Origin of the sequence: Paenochrobactrum sp. BZR 201-1, from assembly GCF_044987585.2 — a bacterium.
In the GTDB taxonomy this organism is placed as follows: Bacteria; Pseudomonadota; Alphaproteobacteria; order Rhizobiales; family Rhizobiaceae; genus Paenochrobactrum; species Paenochrobactrum pullorum.
The window spans coordinates 475,543-496,561 of sequence record NZ_JBJDRZ020000005.1; the positions used below are offsets into that span (position 1 = coordinate 475,543).

Annotated in this window: 15 protein-coding genes and 3 pseudogenes; 15 read left to right on the forward strand and 3 right to left on the reverse strand. The window is 47.5% G+C overall.

Features of this window, described 5'->3' with window-relative positions; genetic code table 11:
* The first annotated feature begins 16 nt into the window (after positions 1-16).
* The 13 genes and pseudogenes from ACI0FR_RS04960 (at position 17) to ACI0FR_RS05020 (ending at position 14,369) form a co-directional block, all read left to right on the forward strand.
* A pseudogene (locus ACI0FR_RS04960) lies at positions 17-223 on the forward strand (hypothetical protein).
* Positions 224-319: 96 nt separating this feature from the next.
* Positions 320-619: a hypothetical protein gene (locus ACI0FR_RS04965; RefSeq protein ID WP_374830012.1), complete on the forward strand. Its 300-nt coding sequence runs from the start codon at positions 320-322 to the stop codon at positions 617-619.
* A gap of 40 nt (positions 620-659) precedes the next feature.
* Positions 660-1,343 (forward strand): response regulator transcription factor, encoded by a 684-nt coding sequence (locus ACI0FR_RS04970; protein ID WP_374830014.1) that lies wholly within the window; start codon positions 660-662, stop codon positions 1,341-1,343.
* A gap of 74 nt (positions 1,344-1,417) precedes the next feature.
* Positions 1,418-2,722 (forward strand): sensor histidine kinase, encoded by a 1,305-nt coding sequence (locus ACI0FR_RS04975; protein ID WP_404906660.1) that lies wholly within the window; start codon positions 1,418-1,420, stop codon positions 2,720-2,722.
* A 138-nt stretch (positions 2,723-2,860) separates the two neighbouring features.
* On the forward strand, positions 2,861-3,313 hold the full coding sequence (locus ACI0FR_RS04980; RefSeq protein ID WP_374830515.1) for a hypothetical protein: 453 nt from the start codon (positions 2,861-2,863) through the stop codon (positions 3,311-3,313).
* A 101-nt stretch (positions 3,314-3,414) separates the two neighbouring features.
* The gene (gene ccmI / locus ACI0FR_RS04985) at positions 3,415-4,578 is read left to right on the forward strand and encodes a c-type cytochrome biogenesis protein CcmI (protein WP_404906365.1); all 1,164 of its coding nucleotides are present in this window, start codon (positions 3,415-3,417) and stop codon (positions 4,576-4,578) included.
* A gap of 68 nt (positions 4,579-4,646) precedes the next feature.
* The gene (gene ccmE, locus ACI0FR_RS04990; protein WP_374830517.1) at positions 4,647-5,084 is read left to right on the forward strand and encodes a cytochrome c maturation protein CcmE; all 438 of its coding nucleotides are present in this window, start codon (positions 4,647-4,649) and stop codon (positions 5,082-5,084) included.
* 9 nt (positions 5,085-5,093) lie between these two features.
* Entirely contained in the window at positions 5,094-7,094 is a 2,001-nt protein-coding gene (locus ACI0FR_RS04995; RefSeq protein WP_404906363.1) for a heme lyase CcmF/NrfE family subunit, read from the forward strand.
* On the forward strand, positions 7,094-7,579 hold the full coding sequence (locus ACI0FR_RS05000; RefSeq protein ID WP_404906362.1) for a cytochrome c-type biogenesis protein: 486 nt from the start codon (positions 7,094-7,096) through the stop codon (positions 7,577-7,579). Before ACI0FR_RS04995 ends, ACI0FR_RS05000 begins: the two co-directional genes overlap by 1 nt.
* 112 nt (positions 7,580-7,691) lie before the next feature.
* The gene (locus ACI0FR_RS05005; protein WP_374830021.1) at positions 7,692-9,221 is read left to right on the forward strand and encodes a Do family serine endopeptidase; all 1,530 of its coding nucleotides are present in this window, start codon (positions 7,692-7,694) and stop codon (positions 9,219-9,221) included.
* 65 nt (positions 9,222-9,286) lie between these two features.
* Complete coding sequence (locus ACI0FR_RS05010) at positions 9,287-9,985, forward strand: response regulator transcription factor (RefSeq protein WP_374830023.1); 699 nt, start codon at positions 9,287-9,289, stop codon at positions 9,983-9,985.
* 9 nt (positions 9,986-9,994) lie between these two features.
* Positions 9,995-11,407 (forward strand): sensor histidine kinase, encoded by a 1,413-nt coding sequence (locus tag ACI0FR_RS05015; protein WP_404906361.1) that lies wholly within the window; start codon positions 9,995-9,997, stop codon positions 11,405-11,407.
* Between the two features lie 25 nt (positions 11,408-11,432).
* The gene (locus tag ACI0FR_RS05020; protein ID WP_404906359.1) at positions 11,433-14,369 is read left to right on the forward strand and encodes a bifunctional [glutamine synthetase] adenylyltransferase/[glutamine synthetase]-adenylyl-L-tyrosine phosphorylase; all 2,937 of its coding nucleotides are present in this window, start codon (positions 11,433-11,435) and stop codon (positions 14,367-14,369) included.
* On the opposite strand, the pseudogene ACI0FR_RS05025 reads toward ACI0FR_RS05020, so the two are convergent.
* Positions 14,353-16,089 (reverse strand): annotated as a pseudogene (locus ACI0FR_RS05025) (PAS domain-containing sensor histidine kinase); the annotation flags it as partial. The gene ACI0FR_RS05020 and the pseudogene ACI0FR_RS05025 sit on opposite strands and share 17 nt — an antisense overlap.
* Before the next feature lie 362 nt (positions 16,090-16,451).
* Positions 16,452-16,692: pseudogene (locus tag ACI0FR_RS05030) on the reverse strand (PAS domain-containing sensor histidine kinase); the annotation flags it as partial.
* 435 nt (positions 16,693-17,127) lie between these two features.
* On the opposite strand from ACI0FR_RS05030, the gene ACI0FR_RS05035 reads away from it, so the two are divergent.
* Positions 17,128-18,039 (forward strand): DMT family transporter, encoded by a 912-nt coding sequence (locus tag ACI0FR_RS05035; protein WP_374830519.1) that lies wholly within the window; start codon positions 17,128-17,130, stop codon positions 18,037-18,039.
* 16 nt (positions 18,040-18,055) lie between these two features.
* On the opposite strand, the gene ACI0FR_RS05040 is transcribed toward ACI0FR_RS05035, so the two are convergent.
* The gene (locus ACI0FR_RS05040) at positions 18,056-18,946 is read right to left on the reverse strand and encodes a uracil-DNA glycosylase (protein ID WP_404906358.1); all 891 of its coding nucleotides are present in this window, start codon (positions 18,944-18,946) and stop codon (positions 18,056-18,058) included.
* Between the two features lie 257 nt (positions 18,947-19,203).
* Between ACI0FR_RS05040 and ACI0FR_RS05045 the strand changes: the two genes are divergently transcribed.
* Positions 19,204-20,868, forward strand: coding sequence for an electron transfer flavoprotein-ubiquinone oxidoreductase (locus ACI0FR_RS05045; RefSeq protein ID WP_404906357.1), 1,665 nt, complete (start codon positions 19,204-19,206; stop codon positions 20,866-20,868).
* Positions 20,869-21,019 lie beyond the last annotated feature (151 nt).

Consider the following 21,019-nt stretch of genomic DNA (forward strand, 5'->3'; position numbering starts at 1 on the left):
GAAAATGAGGTCAGACATGACAGCGAATAAACCTTGGTATTTGTCGCGCACCATCTGGACTTCGATGGTGGCTTTGCTTTAGCGGGCAGAAAATATGCTTGGAATTCCAATTGGTGTGATTGAACAGGCGACACTGGTAGATGCACTTATGCAACTGGCAGCAGCCGGTGCGGGAATTTTTGCTATTATTGGGCGGATGAAGGCAACATCACGCATTTCATAAAATTACAAAACATGATAGCTAATGATTAATTAAATGGGATTCAGCCTGTCTGGGTCATTCATGTAATGTTCAGCTAGGGCATACTATAAAAGCATCATGATGAAAAAGCTCTCCGCATTTACACTTATTTTCGGTATGGCTGCTGCGGCTGTTGGCTCACCGGCAAACTCCGCCAGCCTTCCTATGATTGTTCCGCACAAGGCAAATTTTGTGGTGACTGCTGCCGATGATTGTGCTGCAGCTGGTCAGCGCGTTGCTGCCGCCCAAGGCGGAACTTTAACCAAAGCTACTCCTGCGGTGCAGGGGGGCAGAAATGTCTGCGTTATTGTAGTGCTGGTTCCTGGCCGTGACGGCGAACGTCCGCGCCGTGTAGAAGTTGCGGTGCCTGCGGAATAAGCAGACACTTAAACTTTATAAGTGCTTATCGGAGGCGGCATTGCGCATATTGATCGTTGAAGATGATAAAGACCTGAATCGTCAGCTCTCGGAAGCAATGGGTGAGGCCGGTTACGTGGTTGATAGTGCTTATGACGGTGAAGAAGGCCATTTTTTAGGCGATACTGAGCCTTATGATGCTGTCATCCTCGATATCGGTCTGCCGCAGATGGATGGCATCAGCGTGGTTGAGCGCTGGCGTCGTGATGGCCGGACAATGCCGGTTTTGATGCTGACGGCACGTGATCGCTGGTCGGATAAAGTGGCCGGTATCGACGCTGGTGCTGATGATTATGTGGCCAAGCCGTTTCACGTTGAAGAGGTTCTTGCACGGTTGCGCGCACTTATCCGTCGTGCGGCCGGTCATGCTTCATCTGAACTTTCCTGTGGGCCATTATTGCTCGATACGAAAACATCAAAAGTCACAGTTGATGGTACAGCTTTGAAACTCACTTCGCATGAGTTTCGGTTGTTGTCTTATCTTATGCACCATATGGACAAGGTTATTTCGCGTACTGAACTGGTTGAGCATTTATACGATCAGGATTTTGATCGTGATTCGAATACGATTGAAGTTTTCGTCGGACGTTTGCGCAAAAAAATGGGCATCGACCTCATCGAGACCGTGCGTGGTATGGGGTATCGTATGAATTCGGTCGCTAATCCGGAAGGTATCAGCAACTGAACATTGCACGCTTCAAACCGGCCCTTCATTCCCTTGCATTACGTGTGGTCACATTATCAACGCTTTGGGTAATCGTGGCGCTGGTGGTGGTTGCCACTTTAATTGGCTCGATTTACAAACAGGCCGCAGAGCGTAATTTTGAACGTCTGTTATGGGCACATCTTTATAATTTGGTAGGCTCGGTTAGTGTTTCGGATAATGGCGATTTGCAAGGCCATCCGGAACTCGGCGAAATCCGTTATTCTAGCCCTTCGTCTGGTTGGTATTGGGAGGTGGATTCGGTCTCTGCCAATCTGCACGGGACATTGCATTCTTTATCATTGGGTAGTCGAAAGATCAGACAGGAAAGTCTGGCTAACTACCCTTTTGATAGTTCTTTTAAGCGCACTTATCCCGCACTTGGCCCTAATGGTGAAGAGGTTTTTGTCGCCGAGACGGAAGTCGTTCTTGATGGCGAAAACAGAATTGCCCGTTTCAGAGTGATGGGCAATTTAAGTGAGGTTAAAGAAGAATATCGAGATTTTAATGCCCGATTATATGGCTATTTAGGCATTTTCGGTATTGGTAGTATTTTAATCAATGCTGCGGTCATTTTATTTGGCCTGCGTCCCTTAGATAGGGTACGTCGTTCACTGGCCGATATTCGTGAGGGGCGAGCGCCACGTTTGACTTCTGATCTGCCGATTGAAATTGCACCGCTCGCACAAGAAACAAACGCATTGATTGAAAATAACTTGCGCATTATGGAGCGCTCACGAACACAAGTCGGCAATCTGGCACATTCGCTTAAAACCCCTTTAACTGTTTTACTGAATGAAGCAGGTACTATCGGCGGTGAACAGGGGCGTCTAGTAAGCGAGCAGTGTGAAGCGATGCAGATGCAAATTCAGCATTATTTGCAACGTGCCCGCATTGCGGCGCAGCGCGATAGTGTCGTATTCAGAACGCCGGTGACACCCGTTTTGGAGCGGATAGCACGGGTAACTCAAAAACTTAATCCGCAGCTTGAAGTTTGTTTTGTTAATAGTTTTGCGGATGCTATCTTTGCCGGTGAAAAAGAAGATCTGGAAGAAGTTGTCGGCAATCTTATGGAAAATGCCGGAAAATGGGGACGGTCACAAATCCTCATGAGTTTGGCAAGCGCAGACAATGTCGAATTTACCATTACAATCGAAGATGATGGCATTGGATTGGCCGATGATAAAATGGCGGAAGCCATGCAACGCGGCCGCCGTATTGATGAAACGAAGCCCGGAACAGGACTGGGACTTGCGATCGTTCAGGACACAGTGAAAGAATATGGCGGGAAATTTGTGTTGAAATCGTCACAGCTCGGCGGACTTAATGCTCAAATTACGCTTCCGCTCGTTAAAAAGTGAATATTAACTAATCTTTAACAAGATTAAGGCGCAATTTCTGCTATATAGGGACCATTATCGTGCTTTGCTTTAGAGAGCCTGTAATTTGTGTGCAGTTTCTAAGTGATTGGGTGAAAGTCGGTGTCTATGAAAGTTAATATGCCGTTCTCGGTGCCTTTTTCAGGAAAGTTCTTTTCCACATATATACTCATTGGTGCGGCCGTTATTTTGAGCGCTTGCGGAACAGATGGCAGAGCGGTGCCTGATTTGCGATCGTCTGATGTAGGGTTCAATAAAAAAGATGCTGGTGTGCTAAGTGAGCTGGGTAATGGTTTGCTCGGTTCGAATGCTTTGAAACTTGCTGGTGAGGATCGTCGTAAAGCGCTGGAAGCAGAATATCGGGCGCTGGAATATTCTGCTGCCGGAAAAGCCGTGCAATGGAAAGCTTCATTTGCTTCGGCATCCGGTGAAGTGGTTGCAGCCCAAGCGTATCAGGTTGGCTCGCAAAACTGCCGTCAATATACGCATAGCTTTAATATGGATGGTGTTCCGCAAACAGTGCGTGGTACGGCTTGCCGCAATCCGAATGGTAGTTGGACGCCGCTGACCTGATTTTAATAGTTAAATCTCTTAATTTGCGGCGAATTGACCTATTCACTTAAAATCGCACAGTTAAGGTTGGATTTTATATTGGTTCAGCATAAGTCTGCGCTATGGAATTTTGGCTTTTTTCTGCATGTTTAACAGTTATTGCGACATTGGTTGTTTTACTGCCTTTGTCGCGTAACATTCGCACGTCTCAAACTGGCGGACAAAATGATCTTGAAGTTTATCGGGATCAGATGTCCGAAATCGAGGCAGATGTTTCCCGTGGTATGATTGATACGCAAAGTGCTGAACAGGCGCGGCTGGAAATTGCTCGCCGCCTATTAAAGGCTGAGAAGGATGCTTCTCTTAATCGTTCAATCAGTGATAATCTCAAGACGCATAAAATACTGGCTTTTGTTGCCGTTTTATTGGTGCCTTTATTGTCTTGGGGGATTTATTCATCGGTAGGTTCTCCGGATCTGCCATCCCAACCGTTATCAAAGCGGATTGCAGTCAATCCCGAACGTGCGCCGGTCGAAGAGCTTGTCTCACAGGCAGAAGCTCATTTGGTAGAAAATCCGCAAGACGGGCGCGGCTGGAATGTACTAGCTCCGATTTATTTGCGTCTTGGTCGCGTTGATGATGCGATCAATGCTTATCGTAACTCGATCCGTTTGAATGGCGAGGACTTTGCCCTCAATTTGGGCCTGGCTGAATCACTGGTTTTGAAATCGGGTGGTTTGGTGACCGCTGAAGCGCATGCTTTGTTTGAAAAAGCAGCGATACAAAATCCGGATGATTATCGCCCGCAGTTTTTCCTTGCCCGTACTTTGCTGCAGGATGGAAAAAATGAAGAAGCAAAGGCGTTTTTGAAAGCGTTCTTGGAACGTTCAAGCGCTGATGCGCCGTGGCGGTCACAAATTGAGGATGCAATTCGTCGTATCGACGGTGAAACGGTTCCTGGACAAGCACAAGCACCCGTAACTGCAACATCTTCTGCAAAGGGACCTAGTGCTGCGGATGTCGAAGCTGCTTCATCGATGAGCAATGATCAGCGTAAAGAAATGATTGAAGGTATGGTTGCCGGACTTCAGGCAAAGTTGCAAGCGCAGTCTGATGACCTTGAAGGCTGGCAACGTCTGATTAGTTCCTATATGGTTATGCAAAAGCCTGATGATGCAAAAGCTGCTTTGGAACAGGCATTAAAGTTATTGCCTGAAGATAAGCGCTCATTGCTGCTTGCTCATGTGAAAACATTAAATCTTGAAGTTGAGGGTGCTGAGCCATGAGTGATATTGCCGGGCGTCAACCATCCGCAGCAAGCTCTGCTGCAACGGGCCCATCCATTGCTAAAACAATGAGCCAGCGAAAGAAAAAGCGGCTCTATTTGGTTCTTGGTGCACTGGCTGTATTGGGTATAGCTGTTGCTTTGATGCTGGTGGCCTTTAGTCAGGATATCCGTTTTTTCCGTACACCAGCCGATTTGACTGAAACTGATATGACTTCCGGCTCGCGCTTTCGTCTTGGCGGTCTTGTAGAAGAGGAAAGCGTCAAGAGAGATGGTACGCAATTACGCTTTATGGTGACTGATACCATCAAAACGGTTCCAGTGTTTTTTGACGGCATTGTACCAGATCTTTTCCGTGAAGGCCAAGGCGTTGTAATCGAAGGGCGCTTTGATCAATATGGCGTTTTTCAAGCTGATAGTGTCCTTGCTAAACACGATGAAAATTACGTGCCGAAAGATCTGGCTGACAGCCTGAAAGCTAAAGGCGTCTGGAAAGAGACTGAGTAGGATTACAAGATGAGCGTCGAAATCGGACATTTTGCGCTGGTATTAGGACTGGCGCTTTCCATCATTCAATCCATTCTGCCGGTTATAGGTGCGCGGCGTAATGACAGTCGTATGATGGCTGTGGCAGCCCCCACTGCAATTGCGGCTTTTGGCATGGTGGCATTAGCATTTGCCATATTAACGCAAGCCTATGTCGTTTCTGACTTTTCAGTTCTGAACGTTTTTGAGAATTCGCATTCGGCAAAACCTATGATTTATAAAATCACAGGTGTGTGGGGCAACCATGAAGGCTCGATGCTGCTATGGGTGTTGATCTTAACATTCTTTAGTGCGCTGGTTGCAGCGTTTAGTGCCAATCTTCCGGATACGCTGCGCTCTAATGTGCTGGCTGTTCAGGGTTGGATTGCGACTGCTTTTTTGCTGTTCATTATCTTCTCGTCCAATCCGTTTATCCGTGTTTTTCCGGTGCCAATGGAAGGTAATGACCTTAATCCTCTGTTGCAGGATATAGGTCTCGCCGTGCATCCGCCTTTGCTCTATCTGGGCTATGTTGGCTTCTCGGTGTGTTTCTCCTTTGCTGTGGCGGCATTAATGGAAGGTCGCATTGATGCAGCATGGGCACGATGGGTTCGTCCATGGACGCTAACTGCATGGGTTTTCCTCACCGGTGGTATATCGATGGGCTCTTACTGGGCTTATTATGAACTCGGCTGGGGTGGCTGGTGGTTCTGGGATCCGGTAGAAAATGCATCCTTCATGCCCTGGCTGGTCGGCACTGCTTTGTTGCATTCAGCATTGGTTATGGAAAAGCGTTCCGCCTTAAAAATCTGGACAGTGTTGCTGGCATTGCTGACATTCTCTTTGTCGCTGCTCGGCACTTTCCTTGTTCGCTCCGGCGTATTGACTTCGGTTCATAGCTTTGCCACCGATCCAAGTCGTGGTTTGTTTATTCTTGGCATTTTGATCTTCTTCATCGGTGGTTCGCTGTTCCTCTTTGCGCTGCGGGTGCAGAGCTTGACGACAGGTGGCTTGTTCCAGCCGATTTCGCGTGAAGGGGCGTTGGTTTTCAATAATCTATTTTTGACAACCGCCGCGGCCACTGTGCTGATTGGTACGCTTTATCCGTTACTGTTGGAAGCATTGACCGGTGACAAGATTTCGGTCGGTGCGCCATTCTTTAACATGACCTTTGGCCCACTGATGATCCCGCTTCTGATAGCGGTGCCTCTTGGCCCTTTGCTCGCGTGGAAACGCGGCGACCTCTATGCCGTATCCCAGCGACTGATGGCGGCGTTCGCGATTACATTGGTTGTCATTGCTTTGATGATCTGGTTCACGCGTGGTGAATCCGTTATGGCAGCTTTTGGCATTGGTTTGGCATTCTGGGTTATTTTCGGCAGTCTGACGGATCTTTATCTTAAATCTGGCATTGGCAAGGTTGCACCAAAGGTTGCATTCTCACGCATGATTGGTTTGCCGTGCTCTGTTTATGGAACTGCTTTGGCACATATCGGCCTTGGGATTACTTTGCTTGGTATTGTCGGTGTCAGCACTTTCGGCAGCGAGCGAGTGCTGACCATGGCACCTGGTGACGTGACCGAAGTTTCCAGCTATCAGCTGCGCTTTGAAGGTGTGTCTCCGGTCAGTGGTTCGAACTATACGGAAAATCAAGGTCGCTTCACGCTTCTTAATGAAGCTGGAAAACCTTTGAGTACAATCATTGCTGCCAAGCGTTTTTATCCTGCACGTCAGATGCCAACAACAGAATCGGGCATCAACACACGTGGCGTCAATCAGGTTTATGTAGCTCTTGGTGATGATGCCGCGGATGGTTCTATCGTTGTACGCATTTGGTGGAAACCATTTGTTACGCTGATCTGGCAAGGAACATTGGTGATGATGCTGGGTGGCTTTATCTCATTGCTTGACCGCCGTCTTCGTGTTGGTGCGCCGGCAAAAAGTAAAGCCAAAAATAAAGCAGGTGGCAAAATAGCGGTGCGGAGTGCTTGATGCGATTCTTGTTTAACAAAAAAGCGGCAGCATTTTGCGTAAGCTTGTTTTTGTCATTACAGATTGCACCTGCTTTCGCGGTTAATCCGGATGAGGTTCTGTCTGATCCGGCGCTGGAAAAACGCGCCCGTAATTTGTCTGCCGGTTTGCGTTGTATGGTCTGCCAAAATGAATCGATTGATGATTCTAATGCAGAACTTGCCCGTGACTTGCGTATTCTTGTTCGTGATCGTTTGACAGCAGGTGATAGTGATCAGGACGTATTGGAATACGTGGTTGATCGCTACGGTGAGTTTGTGCTGCTTAAGCCGCGCTTTAATAGCCGCACTATCTTGCTCTGGGGCTTTCCAGTGGTGCTGTTACTGATTGGGGGAGGCAGTTTGTTGTTACTTTCCAAACGCAAGAAAGCGGTATCTGTTAATAATGAACCATTGAGCGAAGCCGAAAAAACACGACTTCGGCAAATTATGGAAGAGAAGAACTAGAATCTTTTTAAACCTTACCAAAATTTCATCTGTTGGAAATTGAGTGGTAAGGTTCTACAACCTATATTGACTGACATAAGATTAAATCGGGTTCCCTCCCAAGGAGAAGATTGTGTCCATAGTCAAAAATTCTTACTTTCGTAAAAGCGTTGCCGCCATTGCATTGACTGCAACTGTGGCAGGCGGCCTTTTAACTCTCCCTCCGGTTATTTCTGCTTATGCAGATCCAGTCAGTGTGACTGCTGCTGCACAGCCGGGCTTTGCTGATCTGGTAGAAAAAGTACGTCCTGCTGTTGTCAGTGTACGGGTGAAAAGTCAGGTGCAGCCGGTAGACAATTCCGGCCCGCAGTTTTTTGGTCAAGGTTTTGACCAGTTGCCAGACGGTCATCCATTGAAGCGTTTCTTCCGTGATTTCGGCTTTGGCCCGCAAGGTGAGAAGCAGCGTCCGGAACAGCGCAAAGGCAAGCGCGGTGAGGGTCGTCCGGGCCATGCCCGCCCTGTTTCACAAGGCTCCGGCTTCTTCATCTCTGAAGATGGTTATGTTGTCACCAATAACCATGTTGTAACTTCCGGCGATTCATTCTCAGTTGTATTGGATGATGGCAAGGAGCTGGATGCCAAGCTGATTGGTACCGATCCGCGCACGGATTTGGCTGTTTTGAAAGTTGATGAGCCAAAAACCAAGTTTACCTATGTCGCGCTCGTTGATGACAATAATGTCCGCGTTGGGGATTGGGTTGTCGCTGTTGGTAACCCGTTTGGTCTGGGCGGTACAGTGACTGCTGGTATTGTTTCGGCACGTGGCCGTGATATCGGCGCCAGTGTTTATGATGATTTCATCCAGATTGATGCCGCGGTTAATAAGGGCAATTCAGGTGGACCGACTTTCAATCTGAATGGTCAGGTCATTGGTATTAATACTGCAATTTTCTCACCGTCGGGTGGTAGTGTTGGTATTGCTTTTGCAATTCCTGCTTCCACTGCCAAACAGGTTGTTGACCAGCTGATTAAATCGGGTTCGGTTGAACGTGGCTGGATTGGGGTACAAATCCAGCCGGTCAATAAAGAAATGGCTGATTCACTGGGCTTGGCTGAAGCAAAAGGTGCTATTGTTGCCGCACCGCAAGCTGACGGGCCTGCAGCCAAAGCTGGTATTCAGGCTGGTGACGTGATTACGGCAATCAATGGTGAAACGGTTGAAGACAGTCGTGATGTTGCACGCAAAGTTGGTAATATCGCACCGAAGGAAGTTGCGGAATTTACCATCTGGCGCAATCAGAAGGCGCAAACCATCAAAGTAACCATTGGTGGTATGCCGGATGATCAGAAAAATACCGATGGCACAGCAACGCAGACACCAAGTGAAGGTGAAACCCTTGATAATTACGGTTTGACCGTTGTTCCATCAGAAAACAATGATGGCGTGGTCATCACAAATGTTGATCCGGATAGTGATGCAGCTGATCGCGGTATTCGTTCTGGTGATGTGATTGCTTCGGTTAATAATAAGCCGGTGAAAACCATCAAGGATATCAATGATGCTATCGCTGAAGCTGTAAAGTCCGGCAGAAAGGCTGTTCTGCTTCAGTTGCAAAACAATGATCAAAGCCGGTTTGTGGCTTTGCCTGTTGATCAGGGCTGATTGAGCATCAAAAACGGATTGGCGGGTCTGAGTGCCCGCCAATATTTTATGGGGAAAGAGCGGAAATGAAAATTTTAGTCATTGAAGACGACAGTGAAGCTGCGCGTTATTTACAGAAAGCTTTTTCTGAAGCCGGACATATGACTGAAATTGCCGGTGATGGTGAAACTGGTGCAGCTTTGGCTGAAACCGGTAATTATGATGTATTGATTGTCGACCGGATGTTGCCGCGCCGTGACGGCTTATCTGTCGTGGCTGGTCTACGCGCACAGGGAAACAAAACGCCGGTACTCATTCTTTCAGCTTTAGGTCAAGTAGATGACCGCGTTACAGGGCTGCGTGCTGGCGGAGATGATTACGTCACCAAACCTTATGCTTTTTCTGAACTCCTTGCCCGCGTGGAAGTGCTGCAGCGCCGCTCCAATCCGCGTGAAGCAGAAACAATTTATCGTGTAGGTGATCTGGAGCTGGATCGTTTGTCACATAGTGCTTGCCGTGGCGGTATGGATATTGCTCTGCAGCCGCGTGAATTTCGTTTGCTTGAATATTTGATGCGTCATGCCGGGCAGGTCGTGACGCGTACAATGTTGCTGGAAAATGTTTGGGACTATCATTTTGATCCGCAGACCAACGTCATTGATGTTCATATCTCACGCTTGCGCAGCAAGATTGAAAAAGGTTTCGATCAACCTTTACTTCATACAATTCGCGGTGCCGGTTATATGTTGAAAGCCGAAAATGCACCACGCGCAAAAGCGAAGTGATTTTTCAAAATGAGTTGGTTTTCCGCGATTATGAAAACAACAGCTGCGCGCCTTTCGGCGCTTTATCTGTTGTTGTTTTTTGTCGGATCGATTGTGATCATTCTTTATATGACGTCGCTTTCCACTTCCTTGATGGAAGGTCAAACGCGTCAGGCTTTAAATGAAGAAGTGATCAATATCGGTAAGACTTATAATCGTGGTGGCATACCTGCACTCGTGCGTAGCATCGATTATCGCTCGCGTCAGCCCGGTGCCTATCTTTATCTGGTCGCCGATGTCACAGGGCGCATTCTGGCCGGTAATGTGGAAAGCATAGAACCGGGTGTGCTGGATACGGATGGTTTTGTCGAACGGTCATTTCTTTATAACCGCTACGGCGATCAACTGACCGAGCGTCAACATCGCGCCATTGCCGTGGTGATCGCACTGCCAAATGGTATGCGTGTCATGGTCGGGCGTGACTTGAGCGATTCAGATCGCATCCGTGATATTATTCAACGCTCGTTGATGTTAGCCTTGGCGATCATGGGCATTGGTGCTGTTCTGATATGGTTCTTTGTTGGAAGACAAGCGCTCAAACGTATTGGAGATGTCACGACGGCTTCACAGCGCATTATGGACGGTGATTTGTCAGGTCGTTTGCCGATTAACGGGTCTGGTGATGAGTTTGATCGTTTGTCCGGAAATTTAAATATTATGCTGGCACGGATTCAAGAACTCAATGAGGGATTGAAACATGTGTCGGACAATATTGCCCATGATTTGAAAACACCACTGACAAGATTGCGTAATCGTGCAGAAGCAGCACTTTCAGGTAAGAAGGTTACTCAGGATTACCGCGATGCACTTGAAAGCATTATCATTGAATCCGATCAGTTGATTTTGACCTTTAATGCGATTTTAATGATCTCACGTCTTGAGGCTGGATTTTCAGCTGAAAACCTGACGACTATGCCGGTTGCGCCTATCCTGCGTGATGTGGTGGAAATGTATGAACCGGTGGCAGAGGATGCGGGGGTCGAATTACAGCTGGCAGATGTGAGTGAAGAACCTTTACGGTTAAACCGCGAACTGATTGCACAGACGATTTCCAACCTTGTTGATAATGCGATCAAATATGCATCATCCGATGAAAAGCTCGCTAAAGTAACAGTGGCCATGGATGTGGATGATAAAATATTACGTATCATTGTGGCTGATAACGGTCCGGGTATCGCTGCGGATATGCGCGATAAAGTGACAGAACGTTTCGTGCGCTTGGAGGAAAGTCGCACACAACCGGGCTCAGGCCTTGGCTTAAGCCTTGCCAAAGCGGTCATGAAATTGCACGGTGGCAGTCTGACGCTTCATGACAACGAGCTGTCAGAAGGCAAAGGGGGATTGCGTGTTGTTTTGGAATTCCCGCGTCCTTCTGAAGGCTGAGTTTCCAGTATATATACGGTGATAAATGGTATCAGATACGGCAGGGCATTTATTTTTTCATCGGATCACGCATGTTCTGACACCTTTCGATGAGCAGATCGCGCAAAAATATTTAGTTGCGTTGAGACGACGTGCGCAAGATGAGAACATTTCCGGCTTGACAGCCTTATTGTCCAATGAAAGCGCTGCCGGTTTTCTGAGCTCGGTTCTTGAATTGTCGCCCTATATTCGTGAATATTTGTTGCGTCACCCGCAATTACTGGCTCAATTGAACGAAACATCACCAGAGCTTATTCTGGCTGATATTTTTGCTGATCTTAAACTATGCGGCAGTGGTGCTGGTGAGACGGAAAACAGCTTAATGGCTGGGTTGCGTCGTGGAAAAAATGCAGCCCATATTTTGATTGCTCTTTGCGATCTTGCCGGAATTTTCAACACCCCTACCACGACACAATGGATCACTGATCTGGCGGAAACATGTCTTGGAGCCGCAGTTCGCTTTTTGCTGCGTGATACGGCTTCTAAGGGAAAAATAACTCTCTCGGATCCTGAGAACCCAGAGAAGGACTGCGGCTGGATTATTCTGGCAATGGGCAAGTTTGGTGCCTTTGAACTCAACTATTCTTCCGATATCGATCTTATTATTCTGATTGACGAGCAGAGTCCTTATATCGGAGATCCTTATGAATGCGTTGATATATTCTCACGGCTGGCACGCCGATTATTGCGAATTATGCAAGAACGTACAGTCGATGGTTATGTTTTCCGCACAGATTTAAGATTGCGTCCTGATCCAGGCTCAACACCGTTGGCTATCCCGTTTGGCTTCGCATTGCATTATTATGAAGGGCGTGGCCAGAATTGGGAACGTGCTGCGATGATCAAAGCGCGCCCTGTTGCCGGAGATATTAAGGCTGGCAAAGCTTTTTTGCTGGAGCTTTCCCCTTATATCTGGCGCAAATATCTCGACTATGCAGCGATCGCGGATGTTCATTCGATTAAACGTCAAATCCACGTACATAAAGGGCATGGAATTATCGCAATCCACGGGCATAATGTTAAATTAGGTCGTGGCGGTATTCGTGAGATCGAGTTTTTTGTGCAAACGCAACAATTGATTGCTGGCGGCCGTTTTCCGCAATTACGCGGCGCACAAACTGTTGAAATGCTGAAAACCTTGGCAGAGTTTGGATGGATCACATTACAAGCACGTGATGATCTGACAAAGCAATATAGCTTTCTGCGCGATATCGAACATCGCATTCAGATGGTCAATGATGAACAAAATCATACTTTACCCGAAGATGATGAAGGGCTTGCAGGTATCGCCCATTTGATGGGGTATCAGCAATTACAAGATTTTACCAAAGACCTGCTTCATTGTTTGAAAACAGTTGAAAGACATTATGCAGTGCTTTTTGAAAAAGCGGCTGAACTTGGAAATGATGCGGGCAATTTGGTTTTTACCGGTGAAGGGGATGATCCGGGTACCATTGAGACATTGACGAAAATGGGTTTCGAGCGGCCGTCGGATATCTGCCGGATTATTAGAGGCTGGCATTTCGGGCGTTATCGTGCCACGCAATCCGCAGAAGCCAGAGAACGCTTGACCGAGTTGACACCTGCTTTGTTGCATGCCTTTGCGGAAACAAAACAGGCTGACGATACTCTGGTACGTTTTGATAGTTTTTTGCAAGGTTTGCCTGCAGGTATTCAGCTTTTCTCGCTCTTGCAATCCAATCCGCGGCTATTGAATTTATTAGTGCTGGTCATGAGTGTAGCACCACGAATGGCGGACATTATAACCCGTAAGCCACACATATTTGACGGCTTGCTTGATCCGGCAATTTTTGCCGAGATGCCGACACTTTCTTATCTGGAAACAAGGCTGAATGCTTTTTTAGGTAACAACGATCATTATGAAGAGATACTTGATCGTTTGCGAATTTTTGCAGCCGAACATCGCTTTTTAATCGGTATTCGAATGCTGACAGGTGCTATTGACGGTGTGCGGGCTGGTAAAGCATTTTCTGATCTTGCCGAATTGATGGTTGCACGGGCTTTGCAAGCCGTCGAGGCTGAATTTTGCAGACGTCATGGTCGTGTTGCGGGCGGAAAAACTGCCATTCTGGCTATGGGAAAACTTGGAAGTCGTGAGCTGACGAGCGGGTCGGATGTTGACCTGATCTTACTTTATGATCATCCGGAAGATGTGGAATATTCCGACGGTGAAAAGCCGTTGGCTGTTTCACAATATTATATGCGTATGACGCAGCGCTTGGTGGCGGCCCTTTCGGCACCTACAGCTGAGGGCATTTTGTATCAAGTAGACTTGCGTCTGCGTCCATCGGGCAATAAAGGACCGGTCGCAACGCATGTGAGTTCTTTTGATAAATATCAGCGGCAAGAGGCATGGACATGGGAGCATATGGCGTTGACCCGTGCCCGCCCTATCAGTGGTGACCAGATGCTCATGACGCGCGTCGAGGCAACCATTGAGGATGTATTGGCCTTGCCACGTGATGGCTTAAAAATTGCTCAGGATGTCCGTGAAATGCGGAAGCTTATTGAAGAGGAAAAACCAGCTCGTAACATCTGGGATTTCAAGTTAAAAAAAGGTGGCATGCTTGATTTGGAATTTATTGCCCAATATGCAGCACTGACAGGGCAGGTGAGTGTTAAAACCTGCGGCAAATCTACAGATGAAATTTTGAGTGCTTTGAAGCCCATATTTGCAAATGCTGATATGAGTGAGAAGCTCACAGCGATTTGCCGTTTCTACACCAATATGAGTCAGACAATTCGTCTTTGTTCGGGTGATGATTTCAATCCGGAACAATTTTTGCCTGGTATGATTGAGCTTTTATGTCAGGTATCTCAATTGCCGGATCTGCGTGTGCTGGAATATCAGCTGGATGAATATTCAGCTGATACCCGTGCAGCATTTATGCAGCTTGTATAATTTCCGCTTGTACAGAGCGATCAGGAATACGAACACAAACAATGGTGCCGATACCTTCGGTTGAGCGGATGCGCAGGGTGCCACCATGGAGTTCTGCCAGCGAGCGTGAAATCGCCAATCCGAGGCCGGAACCTGTGTGAGATTTGGTGAATTGATTTTCCACCTGCTCGAAAGGTTGGCCTATTTTCTTCAGTGCCGATTTTGGAATGCCGCAGCCGGTGTCCTTGATGGTGATGAAGAGAGCAGTCTGCGTTTGATGCGCGCGCACTGTAATATGACCGTCATAGCCGGTAAATTTAACCGCATTGGACAGCAGATTGATCAGGATTTGTTTGACTGCACGTCTGTCAGCATGGAGCGCTAGACGATCAGCAATCTGGGTGTGAACCTGAATGTGCTTTTCCTCGGCCTGAAGTGAAATCATGCGAACTGTTTCGTTGATCAGCGGACAGAGATCAATCTTCTCGTGATCAAGCGAGAACTGACCGGCTTCAATCTTCGACATATCAAGAATATCATTGATCACATTCAGCAGATAATTGCCGCTGGAATGAATGTCATTGATATACTCTTCATAGCGATCAGAGCCAAGCGGGCCGAATGTGCCAGCCTGAATCATTTCTGAGAAACCGATAATTGCGTTCAATGGCGTGCGAAGTTCATGGGACATATTGGCCAAAAATTCTGATTTGGCACGGTTTGCACCTTCCGCACGTTCTTTTTCTGCTGCATATTTGCGTGCCAGTTCAGACAATTCACGGACACGATCTTTTTCACTTTTACGGGCAACAGACAGATCATGAATGGTCGCCATCAAGCGGCGTTCGCTTTCCACCATGCGTTCCTGATGCAATTTCAATTGGGTAATATCAGTACCGATAGAAACCATACCGCCGTCTTGGGTGGGTCGTTCGTTGACCTGCAACCAACGGCCGTCACTTAATTGGCGCTCATAAGTTTCGGCTCCGGCACGATTGTGTTCATTCGCCATCCGACGCTCAAACGCAACCGGACGAACCAGTGGCTCGATTTGCTGACGCTTAACGCCGGGTTTGAGTGCGGATGCTTCAAGGCCGGCATATTCATTATATTTTGAATTGGACATCACCAGGCGATCTTTTGCATCCCAAAGCACGAAAGCCTCGGAAATATTTTCAATCGCTTCGCGGATGCGCATATCGGCTTCGGCTGTCGCTTGCGCAAAACGATGTTGCTCGCTGACATCAAATGCAATGCCCACCAGATGCGGATCACCATCGGCTGCCACTTCGGCACGGACACGCATCCAGACCCATGAACCATCTGCATGGCGCATTCGCAAGACTTTATCGACTTGCGAAATTTCACCGGCAACAGCCTGTTTGGCAATATCGTAAAGATCACCATCTTCAGGATTGACGATAGCGGCGACGGCACCAAAAGCCAGAATACTGTCTTGTGCCTGATAGCCCAGCATTTCATACATAGAACGTGACCAGTACATACGACCACGAACCATATCCCAATCCCACAATCCGCAACGGCCACGTGCGAGTGCCATATCAATGCGCCACTGGATTTGTTGGGAGAGATCATCAGCCTCACGCGCACGCGCTGCTTGACTGAAATAAGCATAGAGTATGGCAAGCATCACACCGGATGTGCCGGCAAAAAGCGTGAGATTCAAAGATGCAGATTTGCGCCATTCTGCAAAAATGGTTTGTTTGGGCTCATAAGCAAGCACCGATAAATTGCGCATAAAGGTTGGATGGGTGAGGGATGCAAAACTGCTATCGCCATCAATGCCGACTTCCATGACACCAGCTTTATCGCCAAAAAGAAGCAAGGGTTGGCTTTCGGAAACCTGTTCGGCAATATTCTTCAAACCATTGGTATGATAGCCAGAGCCGGTCAGAACCTGATTATTTTCATCAGCCACAATCAATGAAATTGAATCATTGATATGAAGTGCAGCACGCGCTTCATTGAGCATTGTTTTGATAGCAGCCGCGTCAGGCGCATCATGTGATTGACTGGTAAAAAGTGCGCGATCAATGTGGGCACTTACCTGCAAGCTTGCCAAGGCAATTGCTGAACGGTTGCTGCGTTCGATATCATCACGCCAAGCCAATAAGGAAAACAACCGTGCAACGGCAAGAATGATCAAAAAAGAAATAATCAAAACCGGCACGATACGGCGCAATGTCGGTTCAAAGGACGCAAACTTACGATAGGCTGGACCTGCCAGCAAACTGACATGTCCGGATAGACCACCTTTTTTTAATTTCGGCCGTGCGGAAGAATGCTTCCCCATCGGCTCGCCATAGGCGTCCGTCCTAGCCATTGAGGCTCCCCATAAAACAACAACACTGCAAGTGATTCGCGACGTAATACATCCGCTAACCTAATGAATCAAAAGTGATTCGCGCTGTCCAGTCCTTTTGATAAAAAATCATTAAAATTGATTCGATTTTTTACGAATCACCATCCAAATGATTCTTCACTTCACCTTTTCGAACCTTCTGAAAACCGTCAAATTCAGTTTGTTGAAATAAACACATCATCAACCATAAAGATGATTAGATAATTTATTTTTAACGCTTCGGTTGAGGTCGTTAAAAAATGCCCGGCGAGCGATATATCGCACTGGTTTTGGTCTGAGTTCAGGCCTAAGAGTAGAATGGTTCTGAATTATCTTCTGCTTGATTCTAAAAGGATTCGCGTATTGAGCGCCCCTTCGCACCCGTCCGTGAATTCTGGCTCGGAGCATTCCCGCCCTATGTTGGGCATCGGGCTGAAAATTTCTTCGGTCTCGGTTTTCGTGGCGATGTCAACTTTGTTAAAAGCAACAGATGACATTCCTGTCGGGCAATTGGTATTCTTTCGTTCATTTTTTGCAATTTTTTCTATTCTTTTCTACCTTTGGCTCAAGGGGCAATTGCAGGGGGCGTTCAAGACCAAAGAGCCTGCTAGTCATATCTGGCGTGGTTTGGTTGGTGTTTCTGCAATGTTTTGCAGTTTTTATGCGCTGACCAAGCTTCCTTTGCCAGAATCTGTTGCAATCAATTACGCGTCTCCTTTGATCGCTGTGATGCTCAGTGCTGTGATTTTGAAAGAGTTTGTCGGGGTTTATCGCTGGAGTGCAGTTTTCGTCGGGCTGATCGGTGTTTTGATTATCATCTGGCCTCGTATGAGTATTTTCACGACAGGTCAGTTGGGGCAGGACGAAGCTTTGGGCGCGGTTGCCGCACTTTCGGGAGCTGCATTGGCAGCGGTTGCAATGGTGCTGGTGAGGCGACTTGTCAGAAAAGAGCGCACGTCAACGATCGTTATTTACTTTACATTGACTTCGACAGTTGCAGGTTTTTTGACGCTGCCATTTGGTTGGGTCATGCCGAATTGGCAACAATTATTGATGCTTATTTGTGCAGGTCTTGCAGGTGGTATTGCGCAAATATTGCTGACCGAATCTTATCGCCATGCGCCGATGTCGACGATTGCACCATTTGAATATACGTCGATGGTTTTGAGCCTCGTTATCGGCTTCTTGATTTTTGGTGATATTCCGACCGTGACCATGCTGATCGGTAGTGCCATTGTCATGATGGCCGGTATTTTTGTAATTATACGCGAGAGAAAACTATCTCTGCCCCCACAAAAATCTAATTCACCGCAAACAATTCCTCAGTGATCAAGATGACTTTTTGTTATTGATTGATTTCGTTTAGTTTGGTTTTGACGCTGAGTAAATCCTGCCATGCAAACCGCTTTTGTGCGGGGCTGCGCAATAAATAAGCCGGATGAAGACTTGGCATGACCGGTATTTGCGCACCTGTCTCAGTATGATGCACTAACCAATTGCCTCTGACACGCAGGATGGTGTCTGTGGCATTTGTCAGCAACTTGGTGACAGGACCACCAAAACCGACAATGACTTTAGGCTTTGCCAAAGCGATTTGTCGTTCAATGAAGGGTTGGCACAGTTCGATCTCCAAGGGAGTAGGGACACGATTGCCCGGCGGACGCCAGCAAATCATATTGGCCAGATAGGTCTGGTCTCGTGTCAGCCCGATTGAGCGAAGCATGTTGTCGAATAACTGACCCGCACGGCCAGCAAAAGGCAGGCCTTCCATATCCTCATCCCGACCGGGAACATCGCCGATGAACATTAATCCTGATGCCGGATTTCCATCTTCGAAGCAGAGATTTTTAGCGGTAAATTTTAAACCACAACCATCAAAACCAGCGAGACGCTCGCGCAATTCCAGCAAGCTGCCTGCGCTTGCTGCAATTTCTTTGGCCAAGGCAATTTGTTGCGCGTCTGGCACAATTTGGTTGCTTGTTGGTTGAAATCTTGGTTTCGCAACAGGTTTTGACGCGATATTTCTCGGCTGTAGGGAACGCATCGGTTCTTGTTGCACGGAATTTTGTGGTGCAGGCTGCGTGCTTAGCGCCATTTGCTGTTTGCGATAAGCTTCAGCTATTTGTGATGCTGCGAATTGATCCACCGGTTCTTCAGACAAAGCTATGTCCAAGCCGGATTCTGCATAAAAATGCAGCAGCTCATCCATATCATATGTCATTTGACCGGTTGTCATCAGGTTTGGTTCTCCAGAGCTGTTTGAGATCAGGGGTCGCAAATTCTGTGTGTTAATGCAAGGGCAACATGCTCGTTCAGACAAAAGTAATATCTTTAATGAGACATGAGGTAAATGTGCTTGTAGAGTTAAAGACTGCGGACGTTAGGACGCATAGGCGTTGAGCATGATTTTTGCGATACCTTTGGCACAAAATAAAATCGCCTGACGATGCGGCCTGATCGGGCACGGACGAGAACAATAAATCGGAGGCAAGAATGACCGAAGCTGCTGATCTGCCTGAACGCGAGAGCATGGAATTTGATGTTGTAGTCGTGGGGGCAGGGCCTGCCGGATTGGCCGCGGCTATTCGATTAAAACAGTTGTCGCCTGATTTATCTGTAGTGGTGCTTGAAAAAGGTGCAGAAGTCGGCGCCCATATTCTATCTGGTGCAGTGGTGGATCCGGTCGGTATCAACAAGCTGATACCTGATTGGCGCGATGATCCTGACCATCCGTTTAAAACGCAGGTCACAGCTGATCATTTCTTGTTGCTGGGGCCTGCCGGTTCGGTTCGGCTGCCGAATGTGCTGATGCCGCCACTGATGAATAATCATGGTAATTTCATTGTTTCGCTTGGCAATGTCACCCGTTGGCTGGCCGCACGTGCCGAAGCACTTGGTGTCGAAATATATCCGGGTTTTGCAGCAACGGAAATTCTCTATGACGAGAATGGTGCGGTTAATGGTGTTGCAACCGGTGATATGGGGATTGAAAAAGATGGCACACACGGAGCCAACTATACCCGTGGTATGGCTCTTTTAGGCAAATATGTTTTGATCGGTGAGGGGGCACGCGGTTCGCTGGCCAAACAATTGATCAAGCATTTTAAACTGGATGCGAACCGTGAACCGGCTAAATACGGTATCGGCCTTAAAGAGCTATGGCAGGTTGATCCGGCCAAACATAAATTGGGGCTCGTGCAACACTCTTTTGGCTGGCCGTTGGATATGAAAACCGGCGGTGGCTCATTCTTATATCATTTGGAAGATAATATGGTGGCGGTTGGGTTTGTAGTTCACCTGAACTATAAAAACCCTTATCTCTCGCCGTTCGAAGAATTTCAGTGTTTTAAAACCCATCCGGCAATCAAGGATGTGTTCGAAGGGGCAAAACGTGTTTCTTACGGTGCAAGAGCCATCACCGAGGGCGGTTGGCAGTCAGTGCCTAAACTATGTTTCCCCGGTGGTGCATTGCTCGGTTGCTCGGCAGGATTTGTCAATGTGCCGCGTATTAAAGGTAGTCATAACGCTGTCCTTTCGGGCATTTTGGCCGCGGAAAGTGTTGTCACCGCACTTGCAAATGGCCGCGCCAATGATGAATTAATTGATTATGAACATGACTGGCGTGGCAGTGATATCGGCAAAGACCTGAAAAAAGTGCGCAACGTCAAACCACTATGGTCAAAATTCGGAACGTTGATAGGTATCGGGCTTGGCGGTTTTGATATGTGGACAAATACCTTGTTCGGCTTTTCGCTTTTCGGCACTTTAAAACACGGTAAGACCGATGCAGCCTGCCTTGAACCGGCAGTTAAACATAAGAAGATTGATTATCCAAAGCCTGACGGTGTGCTGACTTTTGACAGATTGTCGTCCGTGTTTTTATCCAATACAAATCATGAAGAGAATGAGCCTGTGCACCTTTTGGTGGAGAATATGGCTTTACAGCTCACTTCCGAGCTCGGCGTTTATGATGGCCCTTCTGCGCGGTATTGTCCGGCTGGTGTTTATGAATGGGTTGAGAAAGATGGGCAGGAAACATATGTGATCAATGCTCAAAACTGTGTGCATTGTAAAACCTGCGATATCAAAGACCCTAACCAGAATATTAACTGGGTACCGCCACAAGGCGGCGAAGGACCTGTATACGCCAATATGTAATATTGACAGGAGATAGCGTGCGTTTCGTCCGCCGCTGGATAATGCCAGTGAAGGACCTGATCTCGCGTCAATATGTAAATATTGTCAGGAGGCTGGGTCCGTCTCGGCTACTGTTGAATGGCGCCAGCGAAAAAGTTAATCTGGTATTGAA

What these genes read in the sequence shown, in the direction of transcription:
- ACI0FR_RS04965 (WP_374830012.1), top strand. Translation starts at nt 320, where the DNA reads ATGATGAAAAAGCTCTCCGCATTTACACTTATTTTCGGTATGGCTGCT.
- ACI0FR_RS04980 (WP_374830515.1), top strand. Translation starts at nt 2,861, where the DNA reads ATGCCGTTCTCGGTGCCTTTTTCAGGAAAGTTCTTTTCCACATATATA.
- ccmI (WP_404906365.1), top strand. Translation starts at nt 3,415, where the DNA reads ATGGAATTTTGGCTTTTTTCTGCATGTTTAACAGTTATTGCGACATTG.
- ccmE (WP_374830517.1), top strand. Translation starts at nt 4,647, where the DNA reads ATGAGCCAGCGAAAGAAAAAGCGGCTCTATTTGGTTCTTGGTGCACTG.
- ACI0FR_RS04995 (WP_404906363.1), top strand. Translation starts at nt 5,094, where the DNA reads ATGAGCGTCGAAATCGGACATTTTGCGCTGGTATTAGGACTGGCGCTT.
- ACI0FR_RS05000 (WP_404906362.1), top strand. Translation starts at nt 7,094, where the DNA reads ATGCGATTCTTGTTTAACAAAAAAGCGGCAGCATTTTGCGTAAGCTTG.
- ACI0FR_RS05010 (WP_374830023.1), top strand. Translation starts at nt 9,287, where the DNA reads ATGAAAATTTTAGTCATTGAAGACGACAGTGAAGCTGCGCGTTATTTA.
- ACI0FR_RS05015 (WP_404906361.1), top strand. Translation starts at nt 9,995, where the DNA reads ATGAGTTGGTTTTCCGCGATTATGAAAACAACAGCTGCGCGCCTTTCG.
- ACI0FR_RS05020 (WP_404906359.1), top strand. Translation starts at nt 11,433, where the DNA reads ATGGTATCAGATACGGCAGGGCATTTATTTTTTCATCGGATCACGCAT.
- ACI0FR_RS05035 (WP_374830519.1), top strand. Translation starts at nt 17,128, where the DNA reads ATGTTGGGCATCGGGCTGAAAATTTCTTCGGTCTCGGTTTTCGTGGCG.
- ACI0FR_RS05040 (WP_404906358.1), bottom strand. Translation starts at nt 18,946, where the DNA reads ATGACAACCGGTCAAATGACATATGATATGGATGAGCTGCTGCATTTT.
- ACI0FR_RS05045 (WP_404906357.1), top strand. Translation starts at nt 19,204, where the DNA reads ATGACCGAAGCTGCTGATCTGCCTGAACGCGAGAGCATGGAATTTGAT.